The organism is Paenarthrobacter aromaticivorans, from assembly GCF_019038615.1.
Lineage (GTDB): Bacteria > Actinomycetota > Actinomycetes > Actinomycetales > Micrococcaceae > Arthrobacter > Arthrobacter aromaticivorans.
Genome location: NZ_JAHOPC010000003.1, coordinates 376,377 through 392,693, shown reverse-complemented (window position 1 = coordinate 392,693; position 16,317 = coordinate 376,377). Strand labels below are relative to the sequence as shown.

The 16,317-nt window shown below is 61.5% G+C and carries 19 protein-coding genes; 10 read left to right on the top strand and 9 right to left on the bottom strand.

The features are described from left to right. Positions 1-126: 126 nt before the first annotated feature. Positions 127-1,143 carry a UDP-glucose 4-epimerase GalE gene (gene galE / locus KSW38_RS08435; RefSeq protein ID WP_216924132.1) on the bottom strand — a complete coding sequence of 339 codons (1,017 nt, stop codon included), beginning with the start codon at positions 1,141-1,143 and terminating at the stop codon, positions 127-129. Between the two features lie 80 nt (positions 1,144-1,223). Between galE and KSW38_RS08430 the strand changes: the two genes are divergently transcribed. Both KSW38_RS08430 and KSW38_RS08425 read left to right on the top strand, forming a co-directional pair. Next, positions 1,224-1,850 (top strand): TetR/AcrR family transcriptional regulator, encoded by a 627-nt coding sequence (locus KSW38_RS08430; protein WP_216924130.1) that lies wholly within the window; start codon positions 1,224-1,226, stop codon positions 1,848-1,850. 137 nt (positions 1,851-1,987) lie between these two features. Further along, entirely contained in the window at positions 1,988-2,599 is a 612-nt protein-coding gene (locus KSW38_RS08425) for a hypothetical protein (RefSeq protein ID WP_216924129.1), read from the top strand. Position 2,600: 1 nt separating this feature from the next. Here the strand turns inward: KSW38_RS08425 and KSW38_RS08420 are convergent, their stop codons facing one another. Next, entirely contained in the window at positions 2,601-3,443 is an 843-nt protein-coding gene (locus KSW38_RS08420; RefSeq protein WP_216924128.1) for a transglycosylase SLT domain-containing protein, read from the bottom strand. Positions 3,444-3,456: 13 nt separating this feature from the next. Next, a complete protein-coding gene (dapD, locus tag KSW38_RS08415) occupies positions 3,457-4,470 on the bottom strand; it encodes a 2,3,4,5-tetrahydropyridine-2,6-dicarboxylate N-succinyltransferase (protein ID WP_216924127.1) in 1,014 nt (337 codons plus the stop codon). Positions 4,471-4,576: 106 nt separating this feature from the next. Between dapD and dapE the strand changes: the two genes are divergently transcribed. Then, a complete protein-coding gene (gene dapE, locus KSW38_RS08410; RefSeq protein ID WP_216924126.1) occupies positions 4,577-5,701 on the top strand; it encodes a succinyl-diaminopimelate desuccinylase in 1,125 nt (374 codons plus the stop codon). Positions 5,702-5,783: 82 nt separating this feature from the next. Here the strand turns inward: dapE and KSW38_RS08405 are convergent, their stop codons facing one another. The 4 genes from KSW38_RS08405 to KSW38_RS08390 form a co-directional block, all read right to left on the bottom strand. Beyond that, positions 5,784-6,650, bottom strand: a complete 867-nt coding sequence (locus KSW38_RS08405; protein WP_216924124.1) for an amino acid ABC transporter permease — start codon at positions 6,648-6,650, stop codon at positions 5,784-5,786. Then, positions 6,647-7,297 carry an amino acid ABC transporter permease gene (locus KSW38_RS08400; RefSeq protein WP_216924122.1) on the bottom strand — a complete coding sequence of 217 codons (651 nt, stop codon included), beginning with the start codon at positions 7,295-7,297 and terminating at the stop codon, positions 6,647-6,649. Before KSW38_RS08400 ends, KSW38_RS08405 begins: the two co-directional genes overlap by 4 nt. A gap of 84 nt (positions 7,298-7,381) precedes the next feature. Further along, positions 7,382-8,263: a glutamate ABC transporter substrate-binding protein gene (locus tag KSW38_RS08395; RefSeq protein WP_216924120.1), complete on the bottom strand. Its 882-nt coding sequence runs from the start codon at positions 8,261-8,263 to the stop codon at positions 7,382-7,384. 76 nt (positions 8,264-8,339) lie between these two features. Next, positions 8,340-9,095, bottom strand: coding sequence for an amino acid ABC transporter ATP-binding protein (locus tag KSW38_RS08390; protein WP_216924118.1), 756 nt, complete (start codon positions 9,093-9,095; stop codon positions 8,340-8,342). A 163-nt stretch (positions 9,096-9,258) separates the two neighbouring features. Between KSW38_RS08390 and KSW38_RS08385 the strand changes: the two genes are divergently transcribed. From KSW38_RS08385 to KSW38_RS08370, 4 genes are all read left to right on the top strand, one after another. After that, positions 9,259-10,098, top strand: coding sequence for an LOG family protein (locus tag KSW38_RS08385; protein ID WP_216924117.1), 840 nt, complete (start codon positions 9,259-9,261; stop codon positions 10,096-10,098). An 18-nt stretch (positions 10,099-10,116) separates the two neighbouring features. Then, positions 10,117-10,458 carry a DivIVA domain-containing protein gene (locus KSW38_RS08380; RefSeq protein ID WP_216924116.1) on the top strand — a complete coding sequence of 114 codons (342 nt, stop codon included), beginning with the start codon at positions 10,117-10,119 and terminating at the stop codon, positions 10,456-10,458. Between the two features lie 80 nt (positions 10,459-10,538). Beyond that, positions 10,539-11,729, top strand: a complete 1,191-nt coding sequence (locus KSW38_RS08375; protein WP_216924188.1) for a hypothetical protein — start codon at positions 10,539-10,541, stop codon at positions 11,727-11,729. A gap of 229 nt (positions 11,730-11,958) precedes the next feature. Next, positions 11,959-12,126, top strand: coding sequence for a DUF3117 domain-containing protein (locus KSW38_RS08370; RefSeq protein ID WP_064721643.1), 168 nt, complete (start codon positions 11,959-11,961; stop codon positions 12,124-12,126). A gap of 124 nt (positions 12,127-12,250) precedes the next feature. On the opposite strand, the gene KSW38_RS08365 is transcribed toward KSW38_RS08370, so the two are convergent. Next, positions 12,251-12,883 (bottom strand): O-methyltransferase, encoded by a 633-nt coding sequence (locus KSW38_RS08365; protein ID WP_216924115.1) that lies wholly within the window; start codon positions 12,881-12,883, stop codon positions 12,251-12,253. A gap of 236 nt (positions 12,884-13,119) precedes the next feature. Between KSW38_RS08365 and sigE the strand changes: the two genes are divergently transcribed. The 3 genes from sigE to KSW38_RS08350 are packed head-to-tail and all read left to right on the top strand — an operon-like array spanning position 13,120 to position 15,155. Next, complete coding sequence (sigE, locus tag KSW38_RS08360) at positions 13,120-13,743, top strand: RNA polymerase sigma factor SigE (protein ID WP_216924114.1); 624 nt, start codon at positions 13,120-13,122, stop codon at positions 13,741-13,743. A 7-nt stretch (positions 13,744-13,750) separates the two neighbouring features. Beyond that, the gene (locus KSW38_RS08355) at positions 13,751-14,725 is read left to right on the top strand and encodes a hypothetical protein (RefSeq protein WP_254186213.1); all 975 of its coding nucleotides are present in this window, start codon (positions 13,751-13,753) and stop codon (positions 14,723-14,725) included. 31 nt (positions 14,726-14,756) lie between these two features. Next, positions 14,757-15,155, top strand: a complete 399-nt coding sequence (locus KSW38_RS08350) for a twin-arginine translocase TatA/TatE family subunit (protein ID WP_216924113.1) — start codon at positions 14,757-14,759, stop codon at positions 15,153-15,155. Between the two features lie 31 nt (positions 15,156-15,186). Here the strand turns inward: KSW38_RS08350 and KSW38_RS08345 are convergent, their stop codons facing one another. Next, positions 15,187-16,314 carry an Mrp/NBP35 family ATP-binding protein gene (locus KSW38_RS08345; RefSeq protein WP_216924112.1) on the bottom strand — a complete coding sequence of 376 codons (1,128 nt, stop codon included), beginning with the start codon at positions 16,312-16,314 and terminating at the stop codon, positions 15,187-15,189. Positions 16,315-16,317: the final 3 nt, after the last annotated feature.

Here is a 16,317-nt window from a genome sequence, read left to right as displayed (position 1 = left end):
GAACCAAAAAGGAGATCCGCCGGTGCGTGAAACGCTATCTCGCCCGACGGACCTACCGAACCCTTAACGCCACAAACACGGACCCACGCCACCCTTGACAACCATAGAAGGATCCCCGCGTTGTGATTAAGAAGCGTTGTATCCGTACGGATTGTTCTTCTGCCAGCGCCAGTGGTCCTCGCACATCTGGTCCACGGTCTTCGTGGTGGACCATCCGAGGTCTGCGAGGGCCGACGAAGCATCGGCCCAGAAGGCGGGGAGGTCGCCAGCGCGGCGGCCCGTGATTTCGTAGGGCAGCTCGTGTCCGACGGCCTTTTCGAAGGACCGCAGTACCTCCAACACGGAGGATCCTCTGCCGGACCCCAGGTTCCAGCGGCGAACTCCCGCGCGGTCAGCGATGAAGTTCAGTGCGGCTACGTGACCTTCAGCGAGGTCAACTACGTGGATGTAGTCGCGCTGGGCGGTGCCATCGGGGGTGTCATAGTCGCCACCGAAAACCATGAGCTTCTCGCGGCGTCCCACGGCAACCTGGGCGATGAACGGGACGAGATTGTTGGGGATGCCTTGCGGGTCCTCGCCGATGCGGCCGGACGGGTGGGCGCCCACGGGGTTGAAGTAGCGCAGCAGTGCGATATGCCAGCGGTCGTCCGCATTGCCCAGGTCTGAGAGGATGTCTTCGATCTGTTCCTTGGTGCGGCCGTACGGGTTGTTGGCGCCGATTTCCATCTTCTCGATGTACGGGATGGGATTGTGCTCGCCATATACGGTTGCGGAGGAGCTGAACACGATGGAACGGACATTGTGCTTGTCCATGGCCCGGAGCAGGTTCAGCGTGCCCACGATGTTGTTGTAGTAGTACGCCAATGGCTCTTGAACGGATTCGCCCACGGCCTTGAGTCCTGCGAAATGGATCACGGCGTCGATCTGGTGCTGGTCGAACACGGCCTCGACGGCGGGCTCGTCCACCAGGTCCACCTTGTGGAAGGCTGCGGTCTTGCCAGTGAGCTCGGAGACCCTGCGCAGTGACTCTTCGCTGGAGTTCACGAGGTTATCGAGCACGACGACGTCATGGCCGGCTTCCTGAAGGGACAGAACGGTGTGCGAACCGATGTAGCCGGTGCCACCCGTGACAAGAATTTTCATGGTGTCTACGCTATCGGAAATCCGAGCCACGCCGCTCAGTGTTGAGCGTGGTTGAAGCACGTTCGTGCTAAAAACTACTGGTGCCCAAAATTGTTGATGCCGAAGCCCGGCGCCAGGAAGTTGTCCAAGCTGTCTTCAGGATCATCGCAAGCGACGGTTTGGAGCGGGCATCCCTTCGTGAAGTAGCTGATGAAGCCGGACTGGCCGTAGGCTCCGTGCGGCACTATTTTGCCAGCAGCGACGAGCTTCTCGTGTTCTCCTTTGCCTCCGTCATCGACCGTATCAGCGGCCGGCTGGAGTCAGCTTTGCTTGCCGTTGAAGGCGAAACTCCGGGCAGCGCCGGGCAGCACGCCGCGGTGTTGAACCTCTTGGGTCAGTTCCTTCCCTTGGATGAAGAGCTCGCTGTGGACGCCTGTGTTTGGATGGCCTTCCGCCACGCTGCGCGAATCAAACCGGTCCTGGCTACCGAGGCCGAACGCAGTCACCGCGCAGTCGCTGCCATTGTGGGACGCCTCATCATCCTGTTGAGCCCCGGCGAAGCCGAAGCCCGGCAAGGCCTTGTCACGGAGGCTGAACGGCTCCTGGCCACCATGGACGGCCTTTGCATGCATGCCCTGCTCCAGCCCGAATGGATGACGGCCGAGATGTGCAGTGACGTCCTCACGGCCCATCTCGCAGCTTTCGCTCCGGTGCCGGCTACGCCATAGGCTGTCCCGCCTCCCCGCGGACGTCCACGGGAAGCCCCGTGTGCCGCCCAGCAAGCAGTGTCTCCCGCACCGTTACCGTAGCAAGCCAACGGGAATAGACTGGGACATGTCGGGAACCTGCCAAGGGAGGAATTCGGATGCATGAGTCAGGCGGCCCGGGATGGCGCATCACCATGGACACGTCCGGGCCGATGCTCATCGCCCTGTACTTGCGCGATGTAGCTGGACTCGACGGTGCCGGAAAACCGTTGCTGTCCCACGCTGCTCCCAAGGTCCGCCATGCCGATCACAGTCACCTCACTTCGGATGTGGGCGGGATCCACGCCCTGAAAACCGAGTGGGAGGCTTGGTGGGAGAAGCTCGTGAAGACCTATCCCGACCCGGCACTTGAGCTCGCGCCGCCCAGTTTCAAGGCCTTCGGGAATTCCCCTGCCCTCCAGCGTGTCCTGCAGGCACACTTTGGCTCAGCTTTGGGATGGGCAACGGACAGGATCGATGAATACGCGAAGATCGAGGCAGAGCGCGAAGCCAACGGCGTTACGGGAGTCCTGAACGAGATGGTGGAGGACAGGCTTCTGGAAGTCGGGCGTAGTTCGCGGGACTTTGATCTCACCATTATCGAATTGCCGCTCAACGAACCCCGGGCCTGGTATTTGGAGCCAAGCACCATGATCATGAGCCACAAGCTGCTGTCCGAGCCCGACGTCTTCCGCAGTTATGTCCAGCCTGTGGTGGAGATACTCGCCTAGCTCAGGTGGTCGGTGCCGAGACGGTGATGGTCACTGATTCAGACGGCGCCGCCGAAGCAATCCACCCGTCGCGTTTTTCCCTGTTCCACGTCTGACCGCCAACATCCACTTGCGTGATGGACAGGGACTTGGCGTTGGCCACAGCCCAATGGGCAACTGCCCAGGCTTGCGTACCGGTGATATCCAGTTGCACCGAGCGGCCCTGGACTGTGGCGGGCTGGGGGCCGTACGCCGCCGTCAGTTCCTCCACGACGGCGGCAGGGTCACCGGCCGCTTCAGGCATCCGGAGTTCACAGGTCAGCGCGGATTCGGAATGACCGGTGAGGGCAGAAGCGAAAGCGCGACCCATGTTCTCGTGCTGGGCGTATGCCCGCGGGAACGCGGAGCGCTGGACCTGCTGGGCTGCCTGGGTAATCTCCATGGTCTCGTAACCGGGAATTTTGATGAGGCCGTTATAGAAGGCGTTCGTCGCATAGACAGGGTCCATGACCTGTGCCTCGGTTCCCCAGCCTTGCGATGGCCTCTGTTGGAACAACCCCCGGGAATCAGGTCCTGCATCGTCGCCGTAATTGATGTTCCGCAGCTTGGACTCCTGCATCGCGGTGGCGAGGGCGATGCTTGCAGCCCTTGGTGGAAGTCCGCGCTGAACAGAGATAGCCGTGATGAGCGAGGCGTTGGCCGCTTGGTCGGTAGCCAACTCGTAGCTTTCTGAACCTATGACGGCGAGGCAGCGCTCCGAGACCAGGGTCTCGGAGCGCTGCAGTATGGCAACTATCGCGTAGACAGCACCGGCCACGAGGGCCAGCGCAAGCACCGCAACGATGGCGCGGCGGAACCGGCGCATTGCTTGTCTTCTGCTAGTTGGCGTGGAGTGCCTCGTTCAACTCCACGGTCTGGCCCTTGCGGGGCAGGACTTCCACGCCGCCGGTTGTGGAGTTGCGGCGGAACAGCAGGTTGGGAACACCGGAAAGTTCAACGGCCTTGATGATCTTGCTGGTATCTTCGCCGTTCTCGTCCTTGGGACCGGGCACACGGACGCGGGTGCCGGCGGTGACGTAGAGGCCGGCTTCAACCACGGAATCGTCGCCGATGCTGATGCCGACGCCGGAGTTGGCACCAAGCAGTACCCGCTCGCCCAAGGCAATCTTTTCCTTGCCTCCGCCGGATAGCGTACCCATGATGGAGGCACCGCCGCCGACGTCCGTGCCGTCACCGGCCACCACTCCAGCGGAGATGCGGCCTTCCACCATGGACGTGCCCAGGGTTCCGGCGTTGAAGTTCACGAAGCCTTCATGCATCACCGTGGTGCCCTCGGCCAGGTGCGCACCCAAGCGGACGCGGTCGGCGTCGGCGATCCGCACACCTGTGGGAACCACGTAGTCAACCATGCGCGGGAACTTGTCCACGCCGTAGACCACGACGTTGCCGCGCTTGCGCAGGCGCGCACGCGTCATTTCGAAACCTTCGACGGCGGCTGGGCCGAAGTTGGTCCATACGACGTTGGGGAGCTTGCCGAAGACGCCATCCAGATTGATGCTGTTGGGCTTGACCAAGCGGTGCGAGAGAAGGTGAAGGCGCAAGTAAGCATCAGCGGTGTCCGCCGGGGCGGCGTCGAGGTCGATCTGTGCGAAGACCACTTTCTGCTCTGTACCGCGATCGGCGTCCTTGCCGTCGTCGGCCAGTGCAGTGAGTGCGGGATCGGCATTTTCGACGTCACGAAGGGTTTCAGCGGCTACACCCAAGGCAGGCGCCGGGTACCAGACATCCAGTACGGTTGCTTCCCCGGAAGGCGAGGTTGCGATGGTGGCGAGGCCGAATCCGTAGGCTGATCGGTGGTTTGCGGGCGCAGCAGAGGAAGCAGTTTCAGTCATGGCCCAAGTGTATCGAGCGCCCGTGGCACGGCTGAAACCCGTCTCACCCCGGGTAGGTCGCATTTGTTGCCCGAATCACAGCCGCCCGGAGCGTTAAGGTGGAGTGGTGACCCTTAACCCTGCCCCTGCCCTACTGGACCTGCGCCAGGACGTCGCCTTGCTGACAGCCGCGCTGATCGATATCAACAGTGTCTCCGGCAACGAGACCCAGCTCGCCGATCTCGTCGAGGCCGCCCTGCGCGCCATCCCCGAATACACAGTCGTCCGTGACGGCGACGCCATCATTGCCCGCACCGAGCTTGGCCGCGCCGAGCGCGTCATCCTCGCTGGACACCTGGACACTGTGCCGCTGCCCACGGTGGAAGGCTCGCTGGGCACCGTTCCGGCGACGTGGGAGTCGGGCATTCCCGGGGAGGGCGTGCTTTATGGCCGGGGGACTACCGACATGAAGGGCGGCGTTGCCGTGCAGCTCGCACTCGCGGCGACCTTGTTCGACGACGGCAAGGAACCGGACAAGGATGTCACCTTTGTCTTCTATGACCACGAGGAAGTAGAGGCCGTCAAGAGTGGCCTGGGCAGGCTGGTCCGCAATCATGGTGACCTGCTCCTGGGGGACTTTGCCATTCTTCTTGAGCCCACACACGGCACAGTTGAAGGGGGCTGCAATGGAACCAGCCGGTTCGAAGCGACCACCCTCGGTGAAGCGGCCCACTCAGCCCGCGCGTGGATGGGCAGCAACGCGATCCACGCCGCGGCACCCATCCTCGCGCGCCTCGCAGCCTACGAGCCGCGGACCATCAACGTGGACGGCCTGGACTACCGGGAGAGCCTCAATGCGGTCAGGATCAATGGCGGCACGGCTGGCAACGTCATCCCGGACCGCTGCGTGGTAGAGATCAACTACCGCTTCGCTCCAGACAAGACGCCGGACCAGGCTGAGGCCCACGTGCGGGAGCTCCTGGACGGATTCGACGTCGTCCGAACGGACGCTGCTGCCGGCGCCCGGCCCGGACTGAACCACCCGGCAGCTGCGTCTTTCGTGGCCGCAGTGGGCGCGGAACCAAAGCCGAAATACGGTTGGACCGACGTCGCGCGTTTCAGTGAGCTAGGCATCCCGGCTGTGAACTTTGGACCCGGCGATCCGTTGCTGGCGCACAAGGACAATGAACACGTCGACGCCGATGCCGTCCGGGAATGCCTTCGTGCACTCCGGACGTGGCTGGTTCGCTGAGGTTCAAAGGCATAAAGAGAAGGTCCGCAGCCGAATGAACGGCTGCGGACCTTCTTTCATGCCTAAAGGAATGTTCCTGGGACTACTTCTTTTCAGGTCCAGGGACGTTTACCTCAAGGTCAACGGTCTTGATGGCCGAAGCCATGCCACCGGCCGCCTTCTTGGAACCTCGCCGTTCGATCCAGATCGCAATCCGGGAAACGGTCAGGTTGATCAGGATGTAGATTGCAGCGCCCACGAAGAACGCGGGAAACAGGAAGTCCGGGCCCAGGAAGTCGGCCATGATCTGGATCTTCCGCAGGAGTTCCTCGTAGCCAACGATGTATCCGAGTGACGTGTCCTTGAGCAGAACCACCAGCTGGGCCACCAGCGACGGGAGCATCCGGCGAACTGCCTGCGGGAACTCGATGGACATGCGCGACTGGAAGCTCCGAAGGCCGATCGCGAGTCCAGCCTCGCGTTGCCCCTTGGGAAGGGACTGGATGCCGGCACGAAGGATTTCGGCGAAAATGGCCGCGTTGTAGAGCACCAAGCCGACCACGACGGCCTGGAACTGTCCTGTGGCAAAAACCAACAGGATGAACAGCATCATGAGGACCACTGGCATGCCCCGGAGAAACTCCAGAACTACTTGGGTGGGAACCCGGATCCACGCGATCAGGGAGATACGCAGGAGGCAGAGGGCGATTCCCAACGGGAACGCAACTACAGCTGCCACCGCAGCCGCAGCCAGTGTGGAGAGGATACCTTGGCCAATCAGACTCCAGACATCGGGAGCCAAGGGGCCGTAAAAGATCTCCCAACGATCGGCGTCGAAGATGCCTTGCTGTGCGAGCGTGGTCACAGCGATGGCCAAGATGCCGAGAATGATGAGGATTCCGGCCACGGATCCCAGGAGCGAATAGAGGCGGGCCTTGGGCCCGGGGACGTCGTACAGGACCGAGGTCATCGGGCAATCGCCACCTTTCGTTCAACAAAGTGCGCCACGAGACCCAACGGCACTGTAATCAGGAGGTAGAAGAATGCCACTCCGAGCAAGATCCAGAGCACCTGGTCACCGTAGTCGTTGGAGAGCTTGCGACCGTAGCCGAATAGCTCAAGGACGAAGAACGCGCCGGCCACCGAAGAGTTTTTGACCAATGCGATCAAGATGTTGATCATCGGGGGGATAACAGTCCGAACGGCTTGGGGAAGGACTATGAAACCCAGGACCTGGATGAAGGTCATCCCGATGCTGCGGGCAGCTTCTGCTTGCCCCACTGGGACGCTGTTGACACCGGAACGGACGGCTTCGGCGATGAAGGCGGCCGTGTAGCTGCTGAGCGCGATGATCGCGGCGACTTCAAACTGCTCGAACTTGACGCCAAGCCGCGGAAGCACGATTGCTGAGAAAAAGAAAATAATTGTGAGCGGGGTATTTCTGGCGACTTCAACATAGAACATGCTGAAGCCGCGGAGTGCGGCCACGGGGGAAACCCTCATGGCCGCCAGGAGCGTGCCGACGAGGAGGGCAACGATTCCTGAAATTACGGAGAGATAGAGGGTTCGGAGAAATCCGTCCCAATATTGGGGGAGGCTTGCTATGACGGCGTCCATGGCTTCCTTTGACTGCAGCTATCAGGGGACAGGATCCGGTTACTGTGGCCGTCCGGGTGGGCGGCCACAGTAACCGGGTTCCGACTAGTAGCGGTTGATCGCAGGAAGTTCAGGAGTGGTCTTGATGACCTTGCCTGCAGTGGCTTCCCATGCCTTCTTGTAGGTGCCGTCCTTGGCGAACGCCTCGAGCTGGTCGTTGATCCAGTTGCGGAAGACGGTGTCGTCCTTCTTCAGACCGATGCCGTAAGGCTCTTTGGTGAAGGTCTCGTCCGAAGCGAGCTTGAAGGCGTCTGGTTCCTTGTCCACGTAGCCGGCGAGGATCACGTTGTCTGTTGTGACGGCGACAACCTGCTTGTTGCGCAGCGGTTCCAGGCAAGCGGTATACGTGGCAGCGGGCACAACCTCGGCACCGTACTTCTCGGCGATGGTTTTGGCCGGGGTGGAACCCGTGACTGAGCAGACCTTCTTGCCCTTGACGTCCTCGGGCTTGGTGATGGAGTTATCGTCCTTGTTCACAAGCAGGGCCTGACCGGCCTCGTAGTACGGCCCAGCGAAGGAGACCTTTTCCTTGCGGGCGTCGTTGATCGTGTAGGTGGCGATGACGAGGTCAACGCGGCCCTGCTCGATGAACGATTCACGGTTCTGGGAGACGGTTTCAACCCATTCGATCTTGTCAGGTTCAATGCCGAGCTTGGCGGCGATGGCCTTGCCGATTTCTACGTCGAAGCCGACGGGCTTGCCGTCCAGGCCCTTCTGGCCGAACAGCGGCTGGTCAAACTTGGTACCAATGGTGATCTTCTTGGCCTGGTTCAACTTCGCCATTGTGGTACCGGCCTCGAAGCTCGCTGAGGCAACGGGCGGAGTAGTGGTGCCACCGCCTCCACCACAAGCGCTCAGCGAGAGGGCCAGTGCAGCAGAAGCGGCAACCAGGAGAGATTTCCTCCGGGTAATAAAAGCCTTCTTCATGACATTCCTTTCATTGGTTGGCCGGCGTACGGCCTGGGTGCGGTCCGTGCGGGCCTGGATGCGGGTCAGCAGGGAGCTAGTGGGTCAGAAGCTTGGACAGGAAGTCTTTGGCGCGGTTGCTCTGCGGATTGGTGAAGAATTCCTCGGGTGTTGAATCTTCCACGATCTGGCCATCGGCCATGAACACGACGCGGTCGGCTGCCTTGCGGGCAAAGCCCATCTCGTGGGTAACCACGATCATGGTCATGCCTTCTTTTGCCAACTGGATCATGACGTCCAGGACCTCGTTGATCATTTCGGGGTCCAGGGCCGAGGTTGGTTCGTCGAACAACATCACCTTGGGCTTCATGGCAAGTGCGCGGGCAATAGCCACACGCTGTTGCTGGCCACCGGAGAGCTGCGCGGGGAGCTTGGGAGCCTGGTGCCCGACGCCGACACGTTCCAGGAGGGCCATGGCCTCCCTTTCCGCCGTGCCTTTGGCAACGCCCTTCACCTTGATCGGTCCCAGCGTGACGTTCTCAAGGATCGTCTTGTGGGCGAACAGGTTGAAGGACTGGAACACCATTCCGACGTCTGCACGCAGGTGGGCGAGCTCTTTGCCTTCTTCCGGGAGCTTCTTCCCGTCGATCGCGATGTCGCCGTCGTCGATCGTTTCCAAACGGTTGATGGCACGGCACAACGTGGACTTACCGGAGCCGGACGGCCCGATGACCACGACGACTTCACCCTTCCGAACCTGGAGGTTGATGTCTTTGAGGACGTGCAACTGACCGTAGTGTTTGTTGACGCTGTTCAGGGAGACGAGCGCATCGCCGGACACTTGAGTAGTCATAGGACGAATCTAGCGAACAAAGACACAATTATGACCACGGTCACGGCAAGTTCCTCCAGATCGTGACTGAACAGAAACCTGCCCTCCAGCGATATACCAGACTGCAATGCAAGAACCGCGTCGTAGCGTCTTCGCTTGCATTCATCCGCGCTAGCCTTGGGCAATGAGCATTAGCCAGCACCCGGTTCCCAGCCCCGACGCGAATGGCCACGTCGCGGGCGTTCATGTGCCCCTGCCTTCGGAGATTCCACCGGCCAAGCACAAGGGTCCTTTGGAGCTGCGACGTAAACAGGCGGACACGGGAATGTCCGATCAGCATTTGCTGGACACGAGCGGTGCCGGGCAGTTCATCCACACCGATCCTTGGCGCGTCCTGAGGATTCAGAGCGAATTCGTTGAGGGCTTTGGGGCGTTGGCCGATATTGGTCCGGCCGTCAGTGTTTTCGGTTCAGCCCGTACCAAACCTGGAACCGAGTACTACGAGATGGCAGTGGATGTGGGGCGCAAGCTCGCCCAAGCCGGGGTTGCAGTGATCACCGGCGGCGGTCCGGGCTCCATGGAAGCCGCCAACAAGGGTGCTGTGGAGGGCAATGGCGTATCTGTCGGGCTGGGCATTGAGTTGCCGTTCGAGCAGGGCCTGAACCAATGGGTGGACCTGGGGATCAACTTCCGGTACTTCTTCGCCCGCAAGACGATGTTCGTGAAATACGCCCAGGGCTTCGTCGTCTTGCCCGGCGGACTGGGAACCCTGGATGAGCTGTTCGAGGCAATGGTCCTGGTACAGACACGCAAGGTGACATCGTTCCCGATCGTGCTGTTGGGTGTTCGCTTCTGGGGTCCAATGATTGAGTGGATCCGGGACACTTTGGTTGCTGAAGGGATGGTGTCCGAAAAGGACCTGGACCTGATTCAGCTGGTGGATGACCCTGCCGATGCCGTCCACCGCGTATTGCACGGCGCTCCGCTTCCAGCCACGACCAATGGAAACCAGCGCCCGGAGTAGGCGGCTGTTTCTGGCACGATGGTGGCTGTGAGCTTTTTCCTGGTGTTTGTCGCGATTGTCCTCGTCGGTGCCGCATTGTATTTTGGCGCCCGCATCATCCGTGGCGGCTCCGTGGGAGCGGGCCTGGATGATCCCCTGCCCAACCTGCCTCCGGTGCTGCTCCCGGAGAAGGCTGCAGCCACAGACATCGACGCCGTGCGCTTTGCACTGGGCCTGCGCGGTTACCGCATGGATCAGGTGGACCAGGTCCTTGATGAGCTTCGGGACCAGTTGGTAGCCAAGGACCGTGAGATCGAGAGACTCAGCGTGCTGGTCCAATCAAAGCTTGAGGATGGCGACGCCAAGCGGACCTCACCGTGAGCACACCTGCACCAACCCGTTTTGGCGGGGAAGGACCCACTGCACGCCTTTCGCGGAGTATCTCCGCCGCGGTGGCCAGGATGGCACATTGGCCCTGGTGGCTTCAGGTTTCCTTGGTGTTTGTGGTGGCCCGGGTGGTCAGTGCCTGCATCTTTATGGCGGCCGCCGTTCATCAAGGAGTGAATCCATGGTTCCCGCCCACGCCGGACTACTGGAACTTCATCACCATCTGGGACGGGCGCTGGTATGCGCAGGCTGCGGACAACGGCTACCCCTCCGTGCTCCCGGTGGATGCCAACGGGGTAGTTAAGGAGAACGCCTGGGCGTTCTATGCCTTGTTCCCGTTCCTGGGACGGGGGATCAGCGTCGTCACAGGAGTCGGGACTCTTCAGTCCCTCACCGCCATAGCCATGGTTGCCGGCCTCGGTGCTGCCTTGGTGATCTTCAAACTGTTCAGGGAAGCGGCCAGCCGGCGTACCGCAATGTGGGGCGTCGTCTTCGTGTCCACGTTCCCGGTGTCGCCAATTCTCCAGGTGCCCTACGCAGAATCCCTGAACCTCCTGCTGTTGTCCGGCTCATTGCTCCTCGTGGTCCGGCGACGCTACGCGGCAGCCATACCCATAGTGCTGTTGATGTGTTTGTCCAGACCCACGGGAGTCCCCTTCGCTGCGATGCTGGGCCTCCTCCTGGTTTGGCGGCTCTGGCAGCGTTTCAGGCCGGCAATCGCGGACGACGAACCACAGGCCGGGTCTTCGTCCACGCCAGAACTCGTGTCCCTGGGGGGCTTGGTGCTGGCCACCGGACTCGGAGCCCTTGCATGGCCCGCCATAGCGTGGGCGGTCACGGGGGATCCCAGCGCCTACACGCGTACGGAGACTGCCTGGCGCGGACATGACCTGGTGCCCTTCAAACCGTGGTTCGATACCGGAATCATGCTGTTCGGGCCCGTTCTTGGCGTGCTGGCCCCCTTCGTGTTCGTCGGCTTGTTCGTGCTGCTGATGGTCTCAAAGCCTGTACGGGGACTGGGAACGGAAATGCGCCTTTGGTGCGCATGCTACATGGGCTATTTGCTGGTGTTCCTGCATCCCCAAACCAGTACTTTCCGGATGCTGCTTCCTCTTTTCCCGCTGGCCCTCGGTGCAGCAATGCTGTCCAAGTCCAAGGCGTACAGGGGAACCGTCGTCGTCATGTTTGTCCTCCTCCAGATTGTCTGGGTGGTGTGGCTTTGGGCGTGGGCGCCATTGCCCGGAGGCGGTGACTATCCGCCATAACCCGGCTGTCCGCCGTCGGGAAGTGTCTTTGTTCCGTGTCAGGGTAATTAGTCCATTGATTCGCTACGGACGGGTAAGTACGGGATAATGGAATACGAGCAAGGACAAAAGCACCTAAAAGTGCCCGGCCAAGGCGGCCTCCCAAGCGGTGCCGCCGGCTGCAATTGCGAAGCGGATCCAGCCCGGCCGGGTTGGGCGTGACTTGGGACAAATGGAGGGGATTTTCCTAATGGCGGCTATGAAACCACGTACTGGCGACGGCCCTATGGAAGTAACCAAAGAGGGACGCAGCCTGATCATGCGTGTGCCGCTCGAAGGCGGAGGACGGCTTGTAGTCGAGCTCAATGCCGCGGAGGCGGAGAACCTCAAGGAATGCCTTGTGGGCGTTACCGAATAGATTCATAGGCAGGCTGGATTCAAAAGACCAGGGCCCGGCGAGAGCCGGAGCCCTGCTTTTGTTTAAGCAGCACCGTTTTTTCTTGGGTGCCGTTCTTTAAGAATGTGCGCTAAATGGCAATTTCCTATTTTTTGACAGCCACCAGAAGTCCGTCGCCGGTGGGAAGCATCGCTGAGGCCAGGCGGTCGTCGTCGCGAATGGATTTGCCAACTTGCCGGAGAACCACAGTGGTGGAGTCGCGGGCTGCTGGATTTGAGACGCGGTCCTTATCCAAGGCGTCGTTGATCACCAGGGTGCCACCGGTCTTGAGCAACCGGACGGCCTGTTCAACGTAGCGGGGGAAGTTCGGCTTGTCGGCATCGATGAAGACAAGGTCGTACGCGGAGTCTGTGAGCCGGGGGAGGACGTCGGCGGCCCTGCCGGAGATTGTCCGGGTGCGGTTGGCCGGGCTGCCGGACTCCAGGAAGGCTTCGCGGGCGGCCTTGAGGTGTTCGACATCGACGTCGATGGTAGTCAGGACGGCTTGCGGACCCAGACCCCGCAAGAGGCAAACCCCTGACACTCCCGCGCCGGAACCAACCTCAACTACTGTTTGTGCCTTCGAAGCCGCGGCAAGGACGGTCAACACGGCTCCAACGCCAGGGCTGATGGGCTTGACGCCCAATTCGTAGGACCTTTCCCGGGCGCGCAACAAGACGTCATCCTCAGCAGGCAGATCTTCTGCATAGGACCAGCTGGTTGACTTGTCGGCACTCATGAAGGGTTCGCTTTCCGCGCGTAGGGGTGTCTGTACAAGCCTACTGTGTCCAGTGCTGCAAACCCCGTGTTCGCAGCCGTCCCGGGATTGTGTCTGCGGCAGGATTTCGCCTTGCGTGGAAATTGTGCCTTAGTCAGGAAATTCCCAGACAAACTTGGGATGATATTGATCCGGTCATCCACGCGGTGGGCGGCACCGGACGAGTCCGGTGAACCACAGTTTGAGGGGAGTGGACGATGCCGGCATCGCATGCTGCGCCAGTCCAGACATCGGAGAGCGTTGAGGCCGTTATAGATTGGGTCATGCCCAGCTGGGAGGACGTGGTCGCCAACCACTCCGCCAAGGTGTACCGCCTTGCCTACCGCCTGACCGGAAACAAGTTCGACGCCGAGGACCTCACCCAAGAGGTGTTTGTCAGGGTTTTCCGTTCGCTGGAAAACTTCAAGCCGGGAACCCTGGACGGGTGGCTGCACCGTATTACCACCAACCTTTTCCTGGACCAGGCACGTCGTAAGAGTCGGATCCGCTTTGACGCCCTTGCCGAGGACGCCGAGTCACGCCTGCCGGGCCGCGAGCCAGGCCCCGAGCAGAGCTTCGAGCACAACAACCTGGACCTTGATGTTCAGCGTGCGTTGGAAGAATTGCCACCGGATTTCAGGGCTGCCGTTGTTCTGTGTGATCTTGAAGGATTGTCTTACGACGAAGTGGCGGAGGCGCTGGGCGTAAAGCTGGGCACCGTCAGGTCCCGTATCCACCGTGGCCGCACTATGCTGCGGGAGAAGCTCGCCCACCGTGACCCCCGCCCGGCTGACGCCCGCAAGCCCCGCCTGAAGATGCCTCGCATCGCCAGCATTCTCTAGGTAGTCGATGCCTCGACGCCACATCCGTCCGGGTGCACTGTCACGCCGCAAACCCGCTGCACGTCGCAATCCCGCTGCACGTTACAAACTTGCTGCCCTGCGCCACACCCGGAACCCAGAGCACCTACGGCATTGCCCGGAGTGCCGTGCTGCCCTGAACAGGGAGCGGCAGTATCTTGAACGGCTTCGCGGAGCAGCGGTGCCCGAAGCCAGCGAGGACCTGACGGCGCGTTTGCTCCAGCACACACAACGACTCGCGAACGAGCAGGTCCCGCTGGTCGCAAATTCGCGGACCAGGGGTGGTGCGTGGCGGGCCCTTCGGATCGCCGGAGTGGCCGCTGGCTCTCTCACGGTAAGTGCAGGTGCACTGGGCTTGGCGGCATATGCGGTGGCAGGAGATACTGCGCCGAACGCAGGCATCGGTGCCGGCAACGACGCCTCATCCCTTTCCAGTGCGTTAACCGGCGGCCCAGCGGAACTGATGATGACGCCGGAATTCGTTGCGACGCCGGACTTCCGGCCCACCGCACCCGTGAATTTGAGCTCCGAACAGTTGGATGCCCTGCGGGGCCAGGGGTGGGCATGTCCTGAACTTGGCGGTATGGGCTTCCATGTCGTGGCTGCCAAGGCCACCGTGCACAACGGTCACCCGGCGGTGGAACTCCGGCTGGAAAGCAACGGCCATTACGCCACTGTTGTGGAAGAGCACCTGCAGGCTTCAGACCTCGCCGTCACTGGACGTCCGACTTCGGCGCAGCTCTCTCTCACGCAGGGGACGCCGTGGGAGGCTGTCTACCGGACCTCCGCCGCAGTCCTCAGCTACTCATCGGACCTCCCGGCCGATGTGGCCGACGACGCCGTTCCCGAGTTGGTTCGTGCAGGCGACTCCATGATCAGCACCAAAGCTCCGCAAGCCTCCGAGACGTGGTCCGAACGGATGATCCGCGGCCTCCGGACACTGCTCCGTCCCGCTGGTTTATGACCGGCACCACAGACAAGGTAATCTTCGTAGCGTGTTTGGAATCAACGGCCCGGAGTTCATACTCCTTCTGATTATCGGCGTACTCGTCATCGGTCCCAGCCGTTTGCCCGAATACACTCAAAAGCTCGCCAACCTGGTGAAGGAAGTCCGCAGGATGGCCTCCGGCGCACGCGAGCAGATCAAGGAAGAAGTCGGCATCGACATCGATGAGGTCGACTGGAAGAAGTACGATCCCCGCCAGTACGATCCACGGCGCATCATCAAGGATGCTTTGCTTGAGGATGATTCGAAGCCAGTCAACGCCGGCGCCCCAGTTGCTGCCGCAACTGCTGCGGCAGCAGCGGTGGACACGAAGCCCAAGGCTCCAGCTCGCATTATTGAGCGGCTCGCCGAAGGCGAGGCCGCGCCTTTCGATACCGAAGCTACGTAGCTTTCCCAGGACCTTTCGAAGCCCGGTGGCTTCAGCGCGGCTGGATTCCCAGCGGCATGCCGGACAATCCGCGCGGACGCGTTGCCAGCATCCCTGCAATACCTTCCAACGCTCTTGCAGCAGCAGTTTCGCCAGCGGCAAGGACTACAGGTTTTCCGGCATCCCCGCCCTCACGCAACCGGATGTCCAAGGGAATCTGGCCGAGAAGAGGCACGTCGCTGCCCACGGCAGCACTCAGCCGCTCAGCCAGCACGGCACCGCCGCCACTTCCGAACAATTCCATGCGACCGCCGTCGGGCATTTCCAGGAAGGACATGTTTTCGATGACGCCGGCAACCTTCTGGCCGGTTTGGGTTGCGATGGTTCCGGCCCGTTCGGCGACATCCGCGGCGGCAGCCTGCGGGGTGGTTACCACGAGGATTTCGGCGTTCGGGAGGAGCTGGGCCACGGATATTGCGATATCGCCCGTTCCGGGAGGCAGGTCCAGGAAAAGGGCATCGAGGTCGCCAAAGTAGACGTCCGTGAGGAACTGCTCCAAAGCGCGGTGCAGCATGGGACCACGCCACGCCACGGGCTGGTTTCCCGCAACGAACATGCCAATTGATATGACCTTCACTCCGTAGGCCACAGGAGGCAGGATCATGTCATCCACCTGCGTCGGTTTCTGCGTGATGCCCATGAGCCCTGGGACGGAGAAGCCGTGCACGTCGGCGTCCACGATGCCCACCCGTAGGCCCTGGGCGGCCAGGGCACAGGCGAGGTTGACAGTGACGGAGGACTTACCCACGCCGCCTTTTCCGCTGGCCACTGCGTAGACCTTCGTCAGGGACCCGGGCTTCGCGAATGGGATGCCCCGTTGGCCGCCCGGACCGCGGAGTTGTTCCTTCAAAGCCTCGCGCTGGGCGGGGGTCATGACCTTCAGCTCCACGTCAACGCCGGTGACGCCTGCGACGCCGGACAAGGCGTTTGTCGCATCTGCCGTAATGGTGTCTCGTAGTGGGCAACCGGCGATCGTGAGCAGCACCGCCACATGGACGTTGCCGTCGTCGTTGGCCGACACCGACTCCACCATGCCAAGTTCGGTGATAGGACGCCGCAATTCGGGGTCAATGACGGTTGCCAAGGCAGCGTGAAGTGCCTCGGCCGATGGGGTGGTCATGGG